This window comes from Rhodococcus sp. NPDC004095 (assembly GCF_053604015.1).
Genome location: NZ_JBSGGS010000013.1, coordinates 114,485 through 132,286 on the forward strand (window position 1 = coordinate 114,485; position 17,802 = coordinate 132,286).

Genomic DNA, 17,802 nt, shown 5'->3' on the forward strand with positions numbered 1-17,802 from the left:
GTCAGAACGGCGGCGCTTCCGGGTCCGTGGAGGGAACGGTCACGGCCGGAGCGGCGCGGCCGGTTACACGGGGCCGAAGCGAAGCCAGGTCAGCGGCGCCGGACGTGCCGCCGGCGAGTGTTACCGCGGTCGACCCGAGCGTCGAGGTCCACAACAACGCGTGAGCGCTCGCGCGCGGGCCGCCGAGGATCACCACTTGCCACAGTCCGAGCGTCTTGAGTTGATGGTGAAACGCACACAGGCACTGCAAGTTCGACACGATCGTCCAGCCTCCGGAGATCGGATCCCACGCGAGGTACTCGACGATGTGGTCGAGCTGGCATTGCTCGACGGGACGGGAACAGCCGGGGAACCGGCAGTGCCGGTCCCGGGCTCGAACGAGCGCAGCAGTCGCGGCATCGGGCCGGTAGGTCAGCGCCCCGGATGGCGGGACGAGCAGGCCGCCGTGCCCGTCACGGTGGATGCCGTGAGCGAGAGCCGGATTCGCGCGCACCGCCGCGAGGATCGCGTCTGTCATGGTGCCGACACTTGTCGGCGGCAGGTGTGGTGGGGACGACACAGCCGTCGCCGGCTTTCTGGGGTCGGGTACGGGTCCCGCGGCGCGGCGACTGCCGCGCGTGAGGAACGATCGCACGCAGAACCTGGGCGGGGGCTCCGGGGCTTCACTGCCGGGTTCCGGGTGTTCGGCGGCATCATCGCCGGTCGGGGCGGTGCGGTCCGACACGACGACGTCGGGTTTTGTCACGTCGGGTGCGGTTCGCGGTGAACCCGATTCCCCGGCAGGTGCATTCGAGAGCGTAGGGGTCGCCTCGTCGCACGGCGCGTGGGAGTTCGCTGCGGCGGGCCGTGCCACGGCGGCCACGTCCGCGTCCTCGTGGTCGACGAGGCCCAGTTCCTCGGCGAGTTGGAGGACCTCGGTGAGCATCGCTTGCCATGTCCCGTTTTCCGCGAGCTGCCGCGCAAGCTCGGGATCGATCAGTCCGTGGCCGTGCAGGTACGCCGGCTGCGCCAGCAGACCGAGCAGGGTCGCGACATCCATCGTGATCTGCGTCAGCGGCGCCCGCCTGCCCGGCAGCGCGTCGGCTTTCGGGGCGTCGCAGTCGTCTCGCTCGCACGTGCACGCCAGGTGGGCCTCGCCGTGCACAAGGGCCAGCACCGAATCGACGAGGCGTTCCTGCGCACCTCGCAGATCGTGGCGACACACCGTCCCGGCGAACTCGGCGACCAGCTGCATGATCGCCTGCCCCTCCTCCGGGGAGACGGTCACTTCCACCGTCGAGCAGCCACGACCGCGTCTGTTGACCACGCGCCGCTGCCAGCGTTGGGTGTTCTCCCGCTGCGCGGCCGCCTCGTCCGGGCTGTACGCGACGACAAGGCGGTCGATCTCCGTGGCCAGCGGTCCCGGCGACAGGTGCCGTGCCGCGGCCAGGATCTGCGGCTCCAGCGCGGCCACCGTCGCCACCGACAGTCCCGTCGTCTCCCGTGAGATCGCCCGCGCCCGAGCAAGGTCCAGATCCCCGGCCTCGAACGCCGCCCGGGTGAGCGGCAACCGCAACCGCAGATCGATCCCCAACGACGCATGCGATTCGGCGACCGTCCTCGAACACCCCAGCCGCACCACGAGTTCCGCGATCGCCGCGTTGCCGCAGTCGGAGATCTTCCCCGACCCCAGCTCGACATCCCGCTCGATCCACGCATCCCACAGCGCACCCGCCGCCAGCACCTTCCGCGCCGCCGCCCGGTTCTCGACCCGGGCACTCTCGGTGGCCTCCGCCAGCAGGGCGACATCGGCAGCAGTCGCCACCAGGCCCCACGCACCACGGGTACGCGACCCGCCACCCCTCTGATCGACCCCCGAATCGAACACACTGGCGACACTACGCGCCGAGTCCGACAGGATCGTCGAAATCAGCACATCCGTTCGACTTTGTCCCGACACTGACTCCCGAAAATCGGGCATCGGTGCGACTCTTGCGAACGGACCCACAGGTGTGCCGGTGGGTGTGACGCCCACCGGCACAGCCTGATTCACCGGTTCCTACACCCCCGCGATCGCCTCCAGCGGCTTGGTGCGGGCGGCGCGGCTCGCCGGCCACAGGGCGGCGAGGACGCCGACGATCCCGGACCCGACGAGCATCGCGATCACCTGACCCCACGGCACCGCGACGGTGCCGAGGCCCTCGTCGGCGAGGGTGCGGACGAATCCCCACCCGAACACGAGACCGAGCAGCACCCCGACCGCGGCGCCGAACACCGCGATCAGCACCGACTCGATGTAGATGGTGCGGCGCACCTGCGGGCGCTGCATGCCGACGGCGCGCTGCATGCCGATCTCTCGGCGCCGTTCGACCACCGACAGCGCGAGCGTGTTGACGATGCCGAGGATCGCGATCACCACCGCCAACGCCAGCAGCCCGTACAGGACCGCCAGCAGGGTGTCGATCTGCTGGCCCTGCTCCCCCTTGAACTGGTCGCGGTCCTTGACCTGCACCACCAGGTAGGGGTCGGTGGCCTTCTCGATCTCGCCGCGCATCGCGGTCAGGTCGGCCCCGGGTTGCGCCTTGATCAGCACCGCCCAGTCCGCGCGCATCACCGCAGGCGTGACCTGTTCGTAGACCTGCTGCGTGGTGGCCCAGTCGCCGAGCAGTTGGTTCTCGGCGTAGATGCCGGTCAGCTCGGCGGTCACCGTGTCGCCGTCCTTGTTGGTCATGACGATCGGGGTGCCGAGCTTCCACCCCTTCTCGGCCGCGAAGGACTCCGACGCGAGTACCACGTTGCCGTCCAGTGCGGCACTGCCCTCGACGAGCTGGTAGTCGAGCACCCCCTCGAGCTGACCGCCGACGCCGGTGCCCATCGTCTGCTCGTCGTCGATCTTGACCGACACCCCATGCAGCGACACCGCCGTCGCGACCCCGGGCACCTTCGCGGCGGCCGCGGCCGCCCCGACCGGAACGCCGATCTGCTGCGGCCCGGTGAGGATGTAGTCGGCCTGGATGCCGGTGTCCACGAGTTCGTCGACACTGGCCTTCGCGGACGACCCGAACACCCCGATCACCGTCACCAGCATCAGCCCGAGGGTCAGCGCGAACGCCGTCGCTGCGGTGCGCCGCGGGTTGCGGACGGCGTTGGTGCGGGCCAGCCGACCGACCGCGCCGAACGGGCGGGCGAACACCGTCCCGAGCGCCCCGACCACCGGCCGCGACAGGGCCGGCGCGGCCAGCAGCACCGCGAGAATCAGGGCCGCGGCGCCGAGTCCGACCGTCGCGGCGGCACCACCACCGGTACCGCGGGCACCGATCACCAGCAGCACCACGCCGAGCACCGCGAACGCGGAGCCGATCAGGGTGCGGACCCGCAGCGTGTCGCCTGCGGCGGCGAACTCCTCCCGCATCGCGGCGACCGGCGGGGTCTTCGCGGCCCGCCGGGCCGGCGCGTATGCGCTGACCACGGTGACGAGCACGCCGATGAGCAACGCGACGACGACCGTGCGGGGGGCCAGTTGCAGCGGGCCGGAAGGCAATCCGACGTCGAACGCGTTGAGCATCGACCGCAGCCCGTAGGCGAGGGCGACACCGGCGGCGATGCCGATCGCGCTGCCGAGCACCCCGACCACGAGCGCCTCGGTGACCACCGAGCGACCGACCTGCCCGCGGCTGGCACCGATCGCCCGCAGCAACGCGAGTTCCCGCAGGCGCTGCGCGACGATCATCGAGAAGGTGTTGTAGATGATGAACGTGCCGACGAGCAGGGCGATCGCACCGAACGCGAGCAGGAAGTAGTTGACGAACTTCAGCGCCGAGGTGACCTCCGCCTCGACCTCGTCCCGGACCTCCGCACCGGTCTGCACCTTGGTGTCGGGCAGCGCGGTCGCGATCGCCTCCTTCAGCTGCTCCGGCCCGACTGTGCCGTCACCGGCGACGTCGAGGTAGTTCGCGTGGGTGCCGTCGGTGAACAGTTCCGTCGCCTGCCCCGCCTCGAACAGGGCACCGATGAATCCACCGGTGTCCGTCGGGCTTTCGTAGATTCCCGACACCTCCACGCTCAACACCCCGTGCGACGGGACGAGGACCTGGGTGGTGTCACCGACCTTCAGGCCGGCCTTGTCGGCACCGCCCTCGTTCAGCGCGATCTGTCCCGGCGCGACCGGTGGGGTACCCGCGATGAACTCGGGCGGGTCACCGAGTGCGCGGTCCGGCGGCAGGTACGACTCCCCGAGACTGGGCGCGCCGCCGGTCTGCACCGGCGCCTTGTCCGCGCCGAGGAGCACGATCTGGCCGTTGACGGAGGGCACCACCGTGCGTACGCCGGGGACCGCCTCGATCGTTGCGGTGTCGGAGAGCGGGACCCCGCTCGATCCCTGCTCGGGGGTGGAGACCCGGACGTCGACGCCCTTCGCGGCGTCCTCGAACAGGCCGTTGAAGGTGCGCTGCAGGGTGTCGGTGAACACGAACGATCCGGTCACGAACGCGGTACCCAGCACCACGGCGAGGACCGTCAGGATCAGGCGCACCTTGTGCGCGGCGAGGTTGCGCAGGGACAACTTGCGCATCGGATTCCGGTTCAACGTCGCCACGGTCAGCCCCGCACGCTCACGCGGGCGTCGAGGCCCTTCATCCGATCGAGGACGGTGTCGGCGGTCGGCTCACGCAGCTCGTCGACGATCTGCCCGTCGGCGAGGAACACCACCCGGTCCGCGTAGCTCGCGGCACGCGGGTCGTGCGTCACGATGACGACGGTCTGCCCGAACTCGTCGACCGCGGCGCGCAGGATCGAGAGCACCTCGCCCGACGAATGCGAGTCGAGGTTGCCGGTCGGCTCGTCACCGAAGATGATCTCCGGCCGCCCGGCGAGCGCCCGCGCGCACGCCACACGCTGCTGCTGTCCACCGGACAGCTCGCTGGGCCGGTGGTCGAGACGATCGGTGAGCCCGAGCCGGGTGAGGACCGAGTCCAGCCACTGCTGGTCGGCCTTGCGGCCGGCGATGTCGAGGGGCAGCGTGATGTTCTCCAACGCCGTCAGCGTCGGCACCAGGTTGAACGCCTGGAACACGAACCCGATGCGGTCGCGGCGCAGCGCCGTCATGCCCTTGTCGGACAGCCCGGTGAGGTCGGTGTCACCGATCAGCACCGACCCGGAGGTGGCCGAGTCCAGGCCGGCCAGGCAGTGCATCAGGGTGCTCTTCCCGGACCCCGACGGCCCCATGATCGCGGTGAACTCCCCCCGCGCGAATTCGACGTCGACGCCCCTGCTCGCGGAGTCGGCCGTTGTACCACCGAGTGCGGTGACCGCGGTCTCCCCCGAACCGTACGTCTTGGTCAGGTTCACTGCCCGGGCGGCGACGGTCTCGGATGTGGGGTCTGGTGCGGCGTGCGCGCTCATGACTGCCTTTCCTGCGGATCCGGTGAAGTCGGACCGGCCGGTCCGACCCGTCCATCCTGACCGTCGAGGGCGCCCGCCGCCATCAGGGACCACCCTGATCTCGACCCCAGGGTTGCACTCGGACCCGATCCGCGCCGCGCGTCGGCCAGTACGCTGGCCTCATGCGCATCGGAGCCCACGTACGCCAGGACGACGACCCGATCGGAGCCGGTGCGGCTCTCGGCGCCGAGGTCGTGCAGCTGTTCCTCACCGACCCGCAGAAGTGGAACAAGCTGACCGAGCACCCCCGGGCCGACCAGATCCGGCAGAGCCCGATCGACGTGGCCGTGCACTCGTCGTACGTCATCAACGTGGCGTCACTGAACAACCGGATCCGGATCCCGTCCCGCAAGGCCGTCGCCGAGCAGGCGAAGGCGGCCGCGGATCTCGGCGCGATCGGACTCGTCGTGCACGGCGGTCACGTGCGCGACGGCGAGGACCAGGCCGAGGGGTTCGCCAACTGGCGCAAGCTGTTCGAACGCGAGGCGGACAAGGGCGGATTCCCGTTGCCGATCCTGATCGAGAACACCGCAGGCGGGGACGCGGCGATGGCCAGGCACTTCGACGACATCGCCCGGCTGTGGGACGAGGTCGGCGAGTTCGGCGCGGGCTTCTGCCTCGACACCTGCCACGCGTGGGCCGGCGGCGAGGACCTGGTCGGCGTCGTCGAACGGGTCAAGGCGATCACCGGTCGCATCGACCTGGTGCATCTGAACAACTCCCGCGACGAGTTCAATTCCGCCCGGGACCGGCACGCGAACCTGGCCGACGGCACCATCGACCCGGCGGTGCTCGCCGAGGTGGTGCGCACCGCGCAGGCGCCGGTGATCCTCGAAACCCCCGCGGACGGTCTCGCCGACGACCTCGCGTACCTGCGCGAGGCGCTGTAGGCGCCTTCGGCGCCTGTGCGCACTTGTGGTGGTTGGAGCCACCACAAGTGCGCACATGTGCGTAGCGCCTACAGGTTCTCGGCGATGCGTTTGATCTCCGCCAGGCGGGCGTCCCACTGCGCGCCGATCTCCTCGAGGCGGCGGCCGACCGCGCTGAGCACCGACCCGAGCGCGCGGTAGCGGACCTCACGCCCGACCGGGACCCGCTCGACCAACCCGGCCGCCTCGAGTGCTGCGAGATGCTTCGCGATGGCCTGCCTGCTCACCGGCAGCCGATCCGCCAGCGCGGACGCCGACAGATCGGAGCGCCCGAGCAGTTCGAGGACGCTCCAGCGGGTGTCGTCGGCGAGCACCGCGAACACCGCCGTGGGTGACTGATCGACCGTCACACCGACGCCGCTTCCAGGTAGGCGGCGAGCTCGTCGAGTTCGCCGTCCCAGCCCTGCCGGTTGTCCTCGAGCTGACCGCGCCGGACCTCCTCGTCGTCGCTGATCCGGTCGAAGCCGCTCTCCACGACGGTGAGCACCGTGGCATCGCCGTCCTCGACGAGGGTGAAGCGGGCCTCGGTGGCGCGGTCGAAGTCGAACTCGCCGGGCTGCATGTCCCAGCGATAGGCGAAGTGCGCCGGCTCGTCGACCTCGGTGATCACCAACGGGAACTCACCGTGCTCGGTCCAGCCGAAGCTCCCCTTGGCCCCGACCTCGAGCGCGTCGATCCGCGCGGTCTGACCGAACCATTTCGCGATGTGTTCGGGATCGGTCAGCGCACGCCAGACCGCGGCGCGGGGTGCGTTGACGACGATGGTGCGACTGACGGTGTATCGATCGCCGTCGACGACGGCTGCCTGTGTGTTCGTCATGTCGTGGCTCCTGCCGTGAGGGTTCACTCGAACATTGCAACCCAATGGTTGCACTTCTCGGCACGTGGCGCAACCCACCAGTTGCACATGGGTGCGCGCAAACATGTCGCTACCGGAATTCGACACCCCAATTGTTAGGGTCGGCAAGTGAATTCGCTGCTCGATACCCTCAGCTCCCAGGCCGCGCCGTGGTGGGCGGTACCGGTGTCGTTGATCGTCGGTGTGCTGCTCGGCGTCTTCGCGGTGCGCCGCGGACGGCACACCCCCGCTCCCACCCCGGCCGCGCCCGCCGACCCGCAGGTCCGGGCGGTCTACATCAGGTTCCTCGGCGCAGGCGACACCGCGCACAACAGCATCGTCGACGTCGACGGCGACGTGCTCGCCGACGCCGACCTCGAACTCGCCCTCGAGTCCGACGACCCGAAGCTGCGCGCCCTCGCCCGATCCATCGTCGACCTCGACGGCATGGTCAACGAGCTGCGCCTGCTCGCGCCCGCCCCGGTCGTCGACGCCGCGACCGACTACTTCCGGTTCGTCACCGAGTCCACGATGGACGGCGTCCACGACTGCGACGACTTCCGCGCCCGCTACAACGCGCGCAAGTCCGCGTTCGTCGACGCCGTCCGGGACGCGCACGGAGAGCGCCGGCTCAACTCGCGCTGAGCCGGCGCTCCCTCCGCCCTTCGTCAGACCCGGGGTGCGGCCATCGCCTTCGACTCGGCCACCACGGTCGGTTCGAGCTCGGCCGGCACCCTCGGCTCGGCGTGCACCGTCGGGCTCGCCTCGTCGGCGTGCATCTCCGAGACCTCCGTCTTGAGGATCCGCATCGAGCGGCCCAGCCCTCGGGCCGCCTCCGGCAGCTTCTTGGACCCGAAAAGCACCAGCAGCACCACCGCCACGATCGCCCAGTGCGCCGGGCTCATCGCGCCCATCAGCCGGCCGCCGAGTCGGTCGGGTACACCGCGTCCACCTCGACCTCCACCAGCCATCCGGCCACGGGCAGACTGCCCACCTCGAGCGCGAAGCGGCTGGGCCGGGCCTCGTTGCGTTCGAGCGGCGCGGCGGGCTCCGCGCTGCCGAGCGGCACGAGTTCGGTGTCCCCGGTGTCGAGGTTCGTGTTCGCGAAGAACTGACGGTAGGCCCGGTTCCAGCCTGCGTAGTCGGCACGGTCCGTTCCCGGTGCGTTGTCGAGGAACACCCGCATCGTGGTCACGTCGGCGAGCGTCAGTCCCTGCGCCTCGAGGTTCTCGCGAATCTTCTTGAGCACGTTGATTCCCTGCGCCTCGGTGACCGTCACCCCCGGCGGCAGCACGCCGCCGCTGAACTGCGAGTCGATGTACGACTCCGGGCTGCCCTCGGGCGCGGCCTTGTTCGCAGCGGACGGCCCGAGACCGCTGGACTTGTAGACGGTTGCGCCGGAGCTGATCGTGACGCCCTGCGCGATCATGGGATTCGCCTGTCCCGGCTCGAGGACCGGCTTCGCCGCCGGGGTCGGCTCCGCCGGCGTGGCGGAGTCGCCCTCCGACGAGCAGGCCGTCAAGGTGAGGGCGGTCGCGGCGAGGGCGGCGACGAGCGCGCCGGCGCGAGTGGTGCAGTTCATGAATCCTCCTGCTGAATAGTCTGTTTCGGGTCAGGCCGCGGCGACACGCTGGTGTAGCGCGGTGACGACGTCGCGGGCCGAGGTGAACGCGCCGTGCTGCCAGGCGATCGCGTTCGAGAGGTGGTCACCCGCGAAGTAGATGCGCTCGACGGGCTTGAGCAGCAACTCGTACTCGGGGGTCGCGGCACCCCCGTGCGAGTCGCCGGCCCCCTTCCAGCTCACCCACGCGCCCTCGGAGTGCTTCATGCGCCGCCAGCTACCGGAGAACGAGGAGGCGATGTCGCGTCCGTACTTGTCGCCGTGGATGGCCATGCCCTCGGCGACCGCCTTCTCCAGGCGCTGCTTGTGCGTGAGGGATTCGAAGCCGAGGTGCCGCTTGCCGGTGCTGTAGTAGCCGACGACCACGCCGCGATCGGAGCCGTAGTGGTCGTACGGGAACATGATCTGCGAGATGTCCTTGTCGGTGTTCGACGCACCGCCGTAGATGCGGTCCTCGGTCTCCCACCAGCGCCGGGTGTACTCGATGCCCAGCTTGCCGGACGAGACCGGCACGGCGGCGGTCAACGCGGCCAGCACCTCACCGGGCAGGTTGTTCTCGAAGCGGCCCACCAGGTTCGGCGGGACGGTGCAGATGCAGTAATCCGCGGTGATCGACTTCTGGGCGCCATCCTGCGTGTAGGCGACGGTGACGCCGTCGGCGACGTTCTTCATCGCCGTGACCTCGGCTCCGAAATGGATCTTGTCCTCACCGATCTTGTCGCGGAAGGCGTAGTAGATCCGGTCCATGCCGCCGACCGGGGTCATCATCATCATGGCCTGGTCGTAGCCGAACTCGAAGCTGAAGTTGCGGCCCAGTCCGCTGCGGATCACATCCGTCATCGCGAATGGCTGTGTCTCGGTGCCGAAGTTCAGTCCGGCGCCGGGCTCGGACGAGTACCCGCGGCGGGACGAGCCGACGTACCGGCCGTCGCTGGACAGGTCACCGAAGTCGCTCAGGAACGACGACAGCGCCTCCTTGTCGTCCGGCGTGAGCACGGTGTCGAGCGCGCCCATCGACGTCGCCTTGTGCAGCAGTTCGGACATGTACCCGAAGGTGTCGGCCTTGGCCGCCCGATACTGCACCGACTGTCCCGAGATCGGGGTGTCGCTCGCGTAGTTGACGAATGTGTTGGCGTTCTGGTTCCCGAACGCCTGGATCTCCACCCCGAGTTCGCGGCAGTAGTCGAGGGTGATGTGGCTCTGCGGGATCCGGGTCGCGCCGAGGTTGTAGAAGTGTCCCTCCGAGAAGGTGCACTTCTGTGTCTCACCGCCGATTTCGGTCTCGGTGGTGCCGCCGCGCACCGAGTACACGCGGCCACCGGGGCGGGTGCGGGCCTCGAGCACCGTCACCTTGTAGCCGGCCTTGCCGAGTTCGTAGGCGGCGCAGAGGCCGGCGGGACCGCCGCCGAGGATGACGACGGACTGCCCGCCGGGAGCCTTGCCGATCAGGTCCCCCATCGCGGGCGCCTGGAACCGGGTCGAGGTCGTGGTGGCCGCGGCGGCCGGCGCCAGGCCCAGCGTGGACATGGCGCCGTACGCCAGTCCCACACCGCCCGTCATGCCCAGTCCTCGCATGAAAGATCTTCTGGTGACGTTCACTTCATGACTCCCATCGCACTCTCGCCTCGCCGGCGTCGTCGTTCGGGTGCAATCGTGGAATCGCCGTGCTTCCCGTCGACTACGGTGGCGCAACGGTTCGCGCAGTATCGAGTGAGAGGGTCGCGAGGGCGTTCTCTCATTCGGCTCGACCGCGTCCGACTCGCACCGGAAACGCGGCGGAAACACGGCCCGGATACCGTCTGCCGCGGCCGGTGTCGACCCCGGCCGCTGCTGGAGGTGCCATGACTGCGCTGGAAACACCCGCGCTGGCGGACGCGATCGCACGGTCGTTCGCGCAGGACGAATCCGACCGTCCCGCGGTCTCGCCGCTGCGCGCGCTCGGTCGAAGGCAGCTGTCCGGCACCGAGGTTCTGGCGCAGTCGGTCGCGACGACGGCGCCGGCCGCGTCGATGGTGTTGCTGCCGGTGACCCTGCTGACCCACGGAACGCCGCTCGCCGGTCTCGCGATCATCGTGGCCGCCACCGTGTTCGTCACGCTGATCGCCTGGTGCACATCACAGTTCACCCGGCGCATGGTCGCCTCCGGGGGCCTCTACTCGTTCGTGTTCCAGGGTCTCGGCGCCCGCGCGGCACTGACCACCGGTGTCGCCATGGCGGTGAAGTACCTGGGCAGCGGTGCGCTGACGCTCTATCACGGCGGGCAGGCCGTCGTCGCGGTTGCCGCCCAGTGCGGCATCGAGATCCGCGGTCCCGCGGTCGCAGCGGTGTACGCGGTGATCGCGGCGGCGATCCTGACGACGCTGGTCCGCGGGGTACGGTTCGCGGCGCTCGCGATCCTGGTGGTCGAGGTGTGCTCGCTGGTGTTCATCGTCGGTCTGATGCTGGTGTCGGGGTCGGCCGGCGAGGTCGAACTGATTCCGGCCACGACATCCGGCTCCGCGCTGCTCCCGGTCGTTCTGACGATCCTGTTCGCGCTCGCCGGCTTCGAGAGCGCGACGTTCATCGGTCCCGAGGCTCGCCGGCCGATGGTGACCGTCACCCGTACCGTGCTCGCCACCCCGGCGATCTGCGGGGTCCTGTTCGTGTTCGCGGGCTGGGCGGCGTGGAGCGGACACGCCGACACCCTCGTCGGCGCATACCTGCACGGCACGTCGACCGGGGCGAGCCCGCTGGTCGTCGCGCTGCTGCACCTCGGGATGGGCTGCTCGTGGCTGGCGTCCGCGATGGCGTCGTCGAACGCGGCGTCCCGCCTGCTGTACTCGATGGGCGTCGAGGGCGTGCTACCGAAGGCTTTGGGCAACACACATCGCGCGCTGCGCACCCCATGGACGGCACTGTCGGTCGCGGTGGCAACGATCGCCGTCGGCGCACCGGTTTTCGCTGCGCTCGGCGGTGTGCCCACCGACGCGAAGGTCGGCCTGCGGGTCGCGCTCCTGATGGCGTACGTCCTGGTGGCGGTGGCCGCTGTCGCCTTCCTCGCCCGTATCCGCGAACTCACCCCGCCGTTCGCCTGGGCGGCCCGTGTCACGGCCGTGGTCGGGGTGGCGGTGCTGGGATACATCGTGGGCGGTCACGCTGCCGACGGCCGGTTCGGCGCACTGGCGGCGACGGTCGCGGTGCCGGTCCTCGCGGCGGCCTGGCACCGGTACCTGCGGCGCCGTCGGCCGAACAGCCTTGCCGCGCTGGGGGTGTTCGACAGTCCGGAGTCGGCGGACGTGCTCCCAGGGGCCGGGGCGTTCGCGGAGAACGCCCGCGGCAGCATGGCACTGGTCGGGGCCGGTCACCCGACTGCGGTGCGACGGTGAGCGCCCGCGCCACCGAGCCCGGCGGACACGAGCCGCGCGCGGTGCAGCGCGCCCTCGCGCTGCTCGAAGCGGTCGCGACGCTCGGTTCGGGAGCGTCGGCCCGGGACGTGGCGGCACTGACCCGAATTCCCCCGGCGACGGCGTACCGACTGCTCAACATCCTGGTCGCGGACGGCTATCTGGTACGGGTCGAGGACCTGTCCGGGTTCGCCCTCGGCCGGCGCACCCGTGAACTGGCCGGTGCCGAGACGTCCGCGGAACCGGACGTCGACCCGGGCCCGGTGCTCGAGGAGTTGCGGGACCAGGTTCGGCACGGCATCTACCTGGCCTCCTACCGCGGCGGCCGGGTTCGGCTCGTCGACCGCGATCCCGACCACGAACTGTCCGGTGAGTCGACCTGGACGACGCACCTGCACGCGTCGGCGATCGGCAAACTGCTGCTGGTGCAACGCCCGGAGCTGATCACTCCGGGTCCGCTGCGCCGGGTCACCGACTGCACGAAGACCGAACCGGCCGAGGTCGAAGCGGAACTGCGCCGGGTCCGCGAGGCCGACGCCGCGAGCGAGGTCGACGAGTGCCGCATCGGCCGGACCGCGCTCGCGGTGCCCGTCCGCTCGGCCGACGGTCGGCTCACCGGTGCACTGACCGCGATCGGGCGCACCGGGCGACTTCACGAAAGCGACAGCGAGATCTGGGATCTGCTGCGTACGTACGCCTCACGGCTCCGCGGAGCACAATCGGCCTCCTGAGCTGCGGCGGGACCGCCGCCGCGCACCCCACCGAGAACCGGTTAGATAGGCAAAGCTAACCTAAGTCCGTTTTGGACGGTTCTCAGGCAGGACGGTAGCGCAGATGACACGAAATCCGGCGACAGCAGGGCAGCAGCCCAGGTCGCGCACGCCTCGGCGATGGGCCGCGGCAGGAGTGATCACAGCGCTCGCACTGACCGCAGGCTGCTCGAGCCGCGATGCCCAGTCCACCGAGCAGGACGGCAACGCCCAGGCGCTGACGATCGTCGACCAGCGCGGGGAGACGATCACGCTCGACGGGCCCGCCGACAAGGTGGCGTTCACCGTGATGCCGGCCCCGTCGATCTTCGCGGCGGTGGACCGCAGCTACGACCGGATCGTCGGCATCAACCAGTCGACCCTGGTGGCGAACCAGGGCGGCATGTTCGCGACGATGTTCCCGAACTCCACGAGCTCCGACGTCGTCGCGGGCAGCGACTTCGTGCCGAACGTCGAGACGCTCCTGCAACTCGACCCCGACGTCGTGGTGCAGTGGGGCGACCGCGGCCCCGACATCACCAAGCCCATCGAGTCCGCGGGCTTCCCCATCGTCGGGCTCGAATACGGCACCCAGGAGGACCTCGAGTCCTGGATCACCCTTTTCGCGCAGATCGCGGGCAAGCCCGAACGCGGCGAGGAACTCGTCGCCTGGCAGCACAGCGAGATCAGCGAGATGCGGGAGAAGGTCGCCGGACAGGGCGGCGCGCGGCCGCGCGCGATGATCCTGTCGAAGACCGGTGACACCTTCAGCACCACCACCGACTCCGGCTACGACGGGTTCCAGTTCGATCTCGTGGGTGCCGACCAGGTCTCGAAGGGCTTCGTCTCCGACTCGGGCCAGGTCAACCCGGAGCAGATCCTCGCCTGGAATCCCGAGGTCATCTTCCTGAGCGGCTTCGACCAGAGCACCCCGGCCGACATCTACGCCGATCCCCGCCTGGCGACCGTCAGCGCGGTCCAGAACAAGCGTGTCTACAAGACCCCGCTCGGGGGCTACCGCTGGCAGGTGCCGAGCGCCGAGTCCCCGCTGATGTGGAACTGGATGCACCAGGTGCTCTACCCCGGCGAGCGGACCGGTGAACTGCGCGAGGACATGCGGGCCGCCTTCGACGACCTGTTCGCCTACGAGATCTCCGAGGACGAGATCGACAAGGTGTTGCGCTTCGACCTGAACAGTGACGCCGCGAACTATGACCAGTTCCGCCGTTGACATCACCGCGCAGGCGGCGCCCCCGCGGCGCCGCCTGCGCGGCTCGAACACGCTGCTGATCCTCGCGTTCGGCGTGGTGCTGCTGGTAGTCGCGATCGGCGCACTGGCGGTCGGCCGGTACACCGTGCCTCCGAACGAGATCCTCAGACTGCTTCTCGGGCAGGTCTTTCCGATCGACCAGACCTGGTACGACCAGGAGCGCACGGTCGTCCTCGACGTCCGAATGCCCCGGGTACTACTCTCGATCGTCATCGGCGCGGGTCTCGCCCTCACCGGCGCGGTGATGCAGGCGGTGTTCCGCAATCCCCTCGCCAGCGCGCAGGTGCTCGGCGTGTCCTCCGGGGCGTCGTTCGGCGGTGTACTGGTCCTGCTCGCGGGCCTCGGGGGCGCGGCACTGGTGGGCGGGGCGTTCGTCGGCGGCGTCGTCGCGTTGGTCCTGGTGCTCGCGATCGCACGGGCCGTGCCCGGCGCACCCCTGCTGATGATCATCCTCGGCGGCACCGTCGTCGGCGCGATGTTCCAGGCGATGGTCTCGTTCGTCACCTACATCGCCGACCCGTACAGCGAGCTGCCGTCGATCGTCTTCTGGCTGATGGGATCGCTCGCGACCGCGACCTACGGGAAGGTGGCGATCGCGGCGCTGCCCATCGTGTCCGCCGGCGTGGTCGTCCTCGCACTGCGGTGGCGTCTGAACATCCTGTCCATGGGCGACGAGGACGCCACCGCAATGGGGTTGAGGCCGCAGCGCCTGCGCGCGCTGTTGCTCGGCTGCGTCGCCCTGATCACCGCAGGATCGGTCGCGGTGGCCGGCGTGGTGGGCTGGGTCGGCCTGGTGGTGCCGCACCTGGTGCGCATGATGGTCGGCACCGACAACCGCCGGGTGCTGCCCATCAGCGCCCTGCTCGGCGCCATCTATCTCACCGTGATCGACACTCTCGCACGCACCCTGACCACCGCGGAGATCCCGATCGGCATTCTCACCGCCATCATCGGCGCACCCTTCTTCGTCGGCCTGCTGATCAAGAACCGCTCCAGACTGTGGGGTTCCGATGCTTGACGCCCGCTCGATCTCGTTCCGCTACTCGCCGCGACGGCCGTGGATCTTCCGCGACGTGTCCGTCTCGGTCCGGGCCGGCGAGGTGCTCGCGGTGCTCGGACCGAACGCGCGCGGCAAGACCACCATGCTCAAGTGCCTCGCCGGACTGCACGAACCGGTGTCCGGCGAGGTCGTGATCACCGGCCCGGTGGGCTACGTGCCCCAGAGTCACTCGGTCGTGTTCTCGTTCAGCGTCCTGGACATCGTGCTGATGGGACGGGCACGCAAGGTGCGGATCTACAGCGCACCGACCGCCGCCGACCGGCAGGCCGCCGAGCAGGCACTGGTCCGGGTCGGCGCGCAGCACCTGGCGGGCCGGGACTACACCGGCCTCAGCGGTGGTGAGCGGCAACTCGTCCTCATCGCGCGAGCACTGGTGTCCGAGTGCGACACCATCGTCCTCGACGAGCCCGCGTCCGCCCTGGACCTGCGTAACCAGGCCCGGGTCCTGACGGTGCTGCGGACCCTGGCCGACGAGGGGATGTCCGTGGTGATGACCACCCACCATCCGGATCACGCCCTGCACATCGCGGAACGGTCCATGCTGATGGTGTCGGGCGACGATCAACGTGTCGGCGCCACCCGCGAACTGCTCACCGGAGATCTGCTCAGCGAGATGTACGGCGTCCCCATCGTCACCGCCGACGTCGACACACCCAGTGCGACGAGACGGTTGACGGTTCCGGACTTCGGGAAGGGAGTGGCATGACGGCACTCAAGGCGGTGATGGCCCCGCGCGACGGAGAACTCGTCGACGGCTTCCGGGAGGTCGACGTCTACGACCTTCCCGACGCACTCTCGGACGAGATCGGTGGGGTCTACCTCACCGGCGACGTGGACCAGGAGTTTCTCGCCGAGCACCGGGATCTGCTCACCGCGTTCGTCACCGGAGGCGGTCGGGTTCTCGTCAACGGGCACGTCCAGCGGGTCTTCCTCGACGGGCTCACGCGCTGGCGCAAGCTGGACTTCCGTTCCCCCGCCGACCTCACACTCACCCGGGTGAGCGCGCACCCGGTGTGGGAGGGAATCGATCCGAAGTCGTTGCTGTACAACACGGGAACACCCGGCCCGGTGCCGTTCGACGAACTCGAGCGGATCGGGGTCGCCGGCTTCTACGGTCGCGGCTGCTACCTCGGCCTGCCCGAGGACGCACGAGTGGTCCACACCATCGGGCGGACCGCCGCCCCGATCGACTACGACTATCCCCTCGGCGCCGGACGGGTACTGGTGCACGGAGGCAACGACCTGCTGCAGTTCGCCGGCGCCCACCACGGTACCGCGGCGCTGCGGACACAGATCCTGGACTGGCTGGAGGGCCTGTGACCATCGCGATGCTGCACGGCGGCAGCCACTCCCATCTCGCCACCCTCGCCGACCCCGCGCTCGCGCCGTACCGGATCCGGCCCGTCCACGTCCGCACCGATCACCCCAAATCCGTTGCGGATGTGGACGTTCTCGTCGTCGCCGACCGCCTTCGCCCGGATCTGCTCGCTGCCTGGTCCGGTGCGATCGCGGCCTGCCTCGATCGCGGTGCGACGGTGATCGTCTTCGGCGAGAACCACATCGGCGACTGGCTCGACGGAGCATGCGAACAGCCGCGCCCCACCATCTTCTGGTGGTGGCGCACCGGCGAGGACCATCGGCTGCACAAGCTGAATCCGGATCACCCAGCCTGGCAGTTCTTCTCGGATCGATCGGTGATCTGGCACTACCACGGGGTTCTCGAACCGCCGGCGGGCGCGGTCAGCCTGGTGGACCTGCACACCGTCGACGGCGACCGGGACGGGTCGATCCTGTACGTCGACGAGGCGAGCACGCCCGGCCGGCTGCTCGTCACGACGATGGACCCCGTCTACCACCACGGCTCCGGGTTCATGCCCGGCGCAACGCAATTGCTGTACTCGTCGCTGCACTGGGCCACCAGGAAATGACGTGCGACGAGAAGATGAGAGAGAAGCTCGGATGCTGACCGTGTACGAGGCGGGAACCCCCGTCGAACTGTCCTTTGCCGACCTGATGAAGTACCACGGCACCGGATTCCCGGGTGGTGTCGCGCACGCCTACTGCGCGATGCTGCACGCCGTCTCCCTGCTCGGCGACGTGGAGCGACGGGAGGTGACCGTCCGCACCGCGTTTCCCGGTCCGGGGGGCCGCGACGCGATCGAGATGGCGTTGCGCGCCGTCACCGGTGATCGCTTCGTGGTCGACCCCGACCTCGCGAAGCCCGAGCGTGGCACCACGCTGGCGCGGTACGTGTGGGAGTTCACCCACGGTGACCGCACCGTCACCCTGCAGTTGCGCGACGACGGACTGGTCACCGACGAGTTCATCGCGCTCGGCGCCAAGCCCGACCGCACCGCCGAGGAGGATGCCCACCTGACCGTGCTCAAGCAGGAGATGACGGATCGCCTGCTCGCGCGGCCGGTCGGCGAGGTCTACGAAGTGATCCCGTGACCTGATCGCCACCCGCCCCGGGACCGCTTCGGATTCACCCACTTCACGGTCCACGAGCCCTACCTGCGTACCCTCGCGCCCGT

18 protein-coding genes are annotated in these 17,802 nt (G+C 69.6%); 10 read left to right on the forward strand and 8 right to left on the reverse strand.

Features of this window, described 5'->3' with window-relative positions:
* Position 1: 1 nt before the first annotated feature.
* The 3 genes from ACWEPG_RS23060 to ACWEPG_RS23070 all read right to left on the reverse strand — a co-directional run bounded on the left by ACWEPG_RS23060 (position 2) and on the right by ACWEPG_RS23070 (position 5,379).
* Positions 2–1,804, reverse strand: coding sequence for a DUF222 domain-containing protein (locus ACWEPG_RS23060; protein WP_452595427.1), 1,803 nt, complete (start codon positions 1,802–1,804; stop codon positions 2–4).
* A 234-nt stretch (positions 1,805–2,038) separates the two neighbouring features.
* Positions 2,039–4,549, reverse strand: coding sequence for an ABC transporter permease (locus ACWEPG_RS23065; protein ID WP_452595428.1), 2,511 nt, complete (start codon positions 4,547–4,549; stop codon positions 2,039–2,041).
* A 26-nt stretch (positions 4,550–4,575) separates the two neighbouring features.
* Positions 4,576–5,379, reverse strand: a complete 804-nt coding sequence (locus ACWEPG_RS23070) for an ABC transporter ATP-binding protein (protein WP_450113389.1) — start codon at positions 5,377–5,379, stop codon at positions 4,576–4,578.
* 161 nt (positions 5,380–5,540) lie between these two features.
* Here ACWEPG_RS23070 and ACWEPG_RS23075 point away from each other — a divergent pair, with 161 nt between their 5' ends.
* Positions 5,541–6,308 carry a deoxyribonuclease IV gene (locus ACWEPG_RS23075; protein WP_452595429.1) on the forward strand — a complete coding sequence of 256 codons (768 nt, stop codon included), beginning with the start codon at positions 5,541–5,543 and terminating at the stop codon, positions 6,306–6,308.
* A 68-nt stretch (positions 6,309–6,376) separates the two neighbouring features.
* Here ACWEPG_RS23075 and ACWEPG_RS23080 read toward each other — a convergent pair whose 3' ends face one another.
* Both ACWEPG_RS23080 and ACWEPG_RS23085 read right to left on the reverse strand, forming a co-directional pair.
* Entirely contained in the window at positions 6,377–6,697 is a 321-nt protein-coding gene (locus ACWEPG_RS23080) for an ArsR/SmtB family transcription factor (RefSeq protein WP_450117159.1), read from the reverse strand.
* Positions 6,694–7,167, reverse strand: a complete 474-nt coding sequence (locus ACWEPG_RS23085) for an SRPBCC family protein (protein WP_450117160.1) — start codon at positions 7,165–7,167, stop codon at positions 6,694–6,696. The genes ACWEPG_RS23080 and ACWEPG_RS23085 overlap by 4 nt, the downstream gene beginning before the upstream one ends.
* Before the next feature lie 147 nt (positions 7,168–7,314).
* Here ACWEPG_RS23085 and ACWEPG_RS23090 point away from each other — a divergent pair, with 147 nt between their 5' ends.
* On the forward strand, positions 7,315–7,830 hold the full coding sequence (locus ACWEPG_RS23090; RefSeq protein ID WP_450117161.1) for a hypothetical protein: 516 nt from the start codon (positions 7,315–7,317) through the stop codon (positions 7,828–7,830).
* A 23-nt stretch (positions 7,831–7,853) separates the two neighbouring features.
* Here ACWEPG_RS23090 and tatA read toward each other — a convergent pair whose 3' ends face one another.
* Genes tatA through ACWEPG_RS23105 form a run of 3 tightly spaced genes read right to left on the reverse strand, consistent with a single transcriptional unit; the run spans position 7,854 to position 10,381 of the window.
* Complete coding sequence (tatA, locus tag ACWEPG_RS23095; protein WP_450117162.1) at positions 7,854–8,099, reverse strand: Sec-independent protein translocase subunit TatA; 246 nt, start codon at positions 8,097–8,099, stop codon at positions 7,854–7,856.
* Positions 8,099–8,767 (reverse strand): Rid family hydrolase, encoded by a 669-nt coding sequence (locus ACWEPG_RS23100; RefSeq protein ID WP_450117163.1) that lies wholly within the window; start codon positions 8,765–8,767, stop codon positions 8,099–8,101. Before ACWEPG_RS23100 ends, tatA begins: the two co-directional genes overlap by 1 nt.
* 30 nt (positions 8,768–8,797) lie before the next feature.
* Positions 8,798–10,381 carry a flavin monoamine oxidase family protein gene (locus ACWEPG_RS23105; protein WP_452595430.1) on the reverse strand — a complete coding sequence of 528 codons (1,584 nt, stop codon included), beginning with the start codon at positions 10,379–10,381 and terminating at the stop codon, positions 8,798–8,800.
* Positions 10,382–10,647: 266 nt separating this feature from the next.
* Here ACWEPG_RS23105 and ACWEPG_RS23110 point away from each other — a divergent pair, with 266 nt between their 5' ends.
* The 8 genes from ACWEPG_RS23110 (at position 10,648) to ACWEPG_RS23145 (ending at position 17,719) form a co-directional block, all read left to right on the forward strand.
* On the forward strand, positions 10,648–12,171 hold the full coding sequence (locus ACWEPG_RS23110) for an APC family permease (RefSeq protein WP_452595431.1): 1,524 nt from the start codon (positions 10,648–10,650) through the stop codon (positions 12,169–12,171).
* Entirely contained in the window at positions 12,168–12,920 is a 753-nt protein-coding gene (locus ACWEPG_RS23115; protein ID WP_450117166.1) for an IclR family transcriptional regulator, read from the forward strand. Before ACWEPG_RS23110 ends, ACWEPG_RS23115 begins: the two co-directional genes overlap by 4 nt.
* Before the next feature lie 175 nt (positions 12,921–13,095).
* Complete coding sequence (locus ACWEPG_RS23120) at positions 13,096–14,169, forward strand: ABC transporter substrate-binding protein (RefSeq protein ID WP_452595432.1); 1,074 nt, start codon at positions 13,096–13,098, stop codon at positions 14,167–14,169.
* Entirely contained in the window at positions 14,150–15,226 is a 1,077-nt protein-coding gene (locus ACWEPG_RS23125; protein ID WP_452595433.1) for a FecCD family ABC transporter permease, read from the forward strand. The genes ACWEPG_RS23120 and ACWEPG_RS23125 overlap by 20 nt, the downstream gene beginning before the upstream one ends.
* Positions 15,219–15,974, forward strand: coding sequence for an ABC transporter ATP-binding protein (locus ACWEPG_RS23130; RefSeq protein WP_450117169.1), 756 nt, complete (start codon positions 15,219–15,221; stop codon positions 15,972–15,974). The genes ACWEPG_RS23125 and ACWEPG_RS23130 overlap by 8 nt, the downstream gene beginning before the upstream one ends.
* Entirely contained in the window at positions 15,971–16,588 is a 618-nt protein-coding gene (locus ACWEPG_RS23135) for a hypothetical protein (RefSeq protein ID WP_452595434.1), read from the forward strand. The genes ACWEPG_RS23130 and ACWEPG_RS23135 overlap by 4 nt, the downstream gene beginning before the upstream one ends.
* Positions 16,585–17,196, forward strand: coding sequence for a hypothetical protein (locus ACWEPG_RS23140; protein WP_450117171.1), 612 nt, complete (start codon positions 16,585–16,587; stop codon positions 17,194–17,196). Before ACWEPG_RS23135 ends, ACWEPG_RS23140 begins: the two co-directional genes overlap by 4 nt.
* Positions 17,197–17,227: 31 nt before the next feature.
* Entirely contained in the window at positions 17,228–17,719 is a 492-nt protein-coding gene (locus ACWEPG_RS23145; RefSeq protein ID WP_450117172.1) for a hypothetical protein, read from the forward strand.
* Positions 17,720–17,802: the final 83 nt, after the last annotated feature.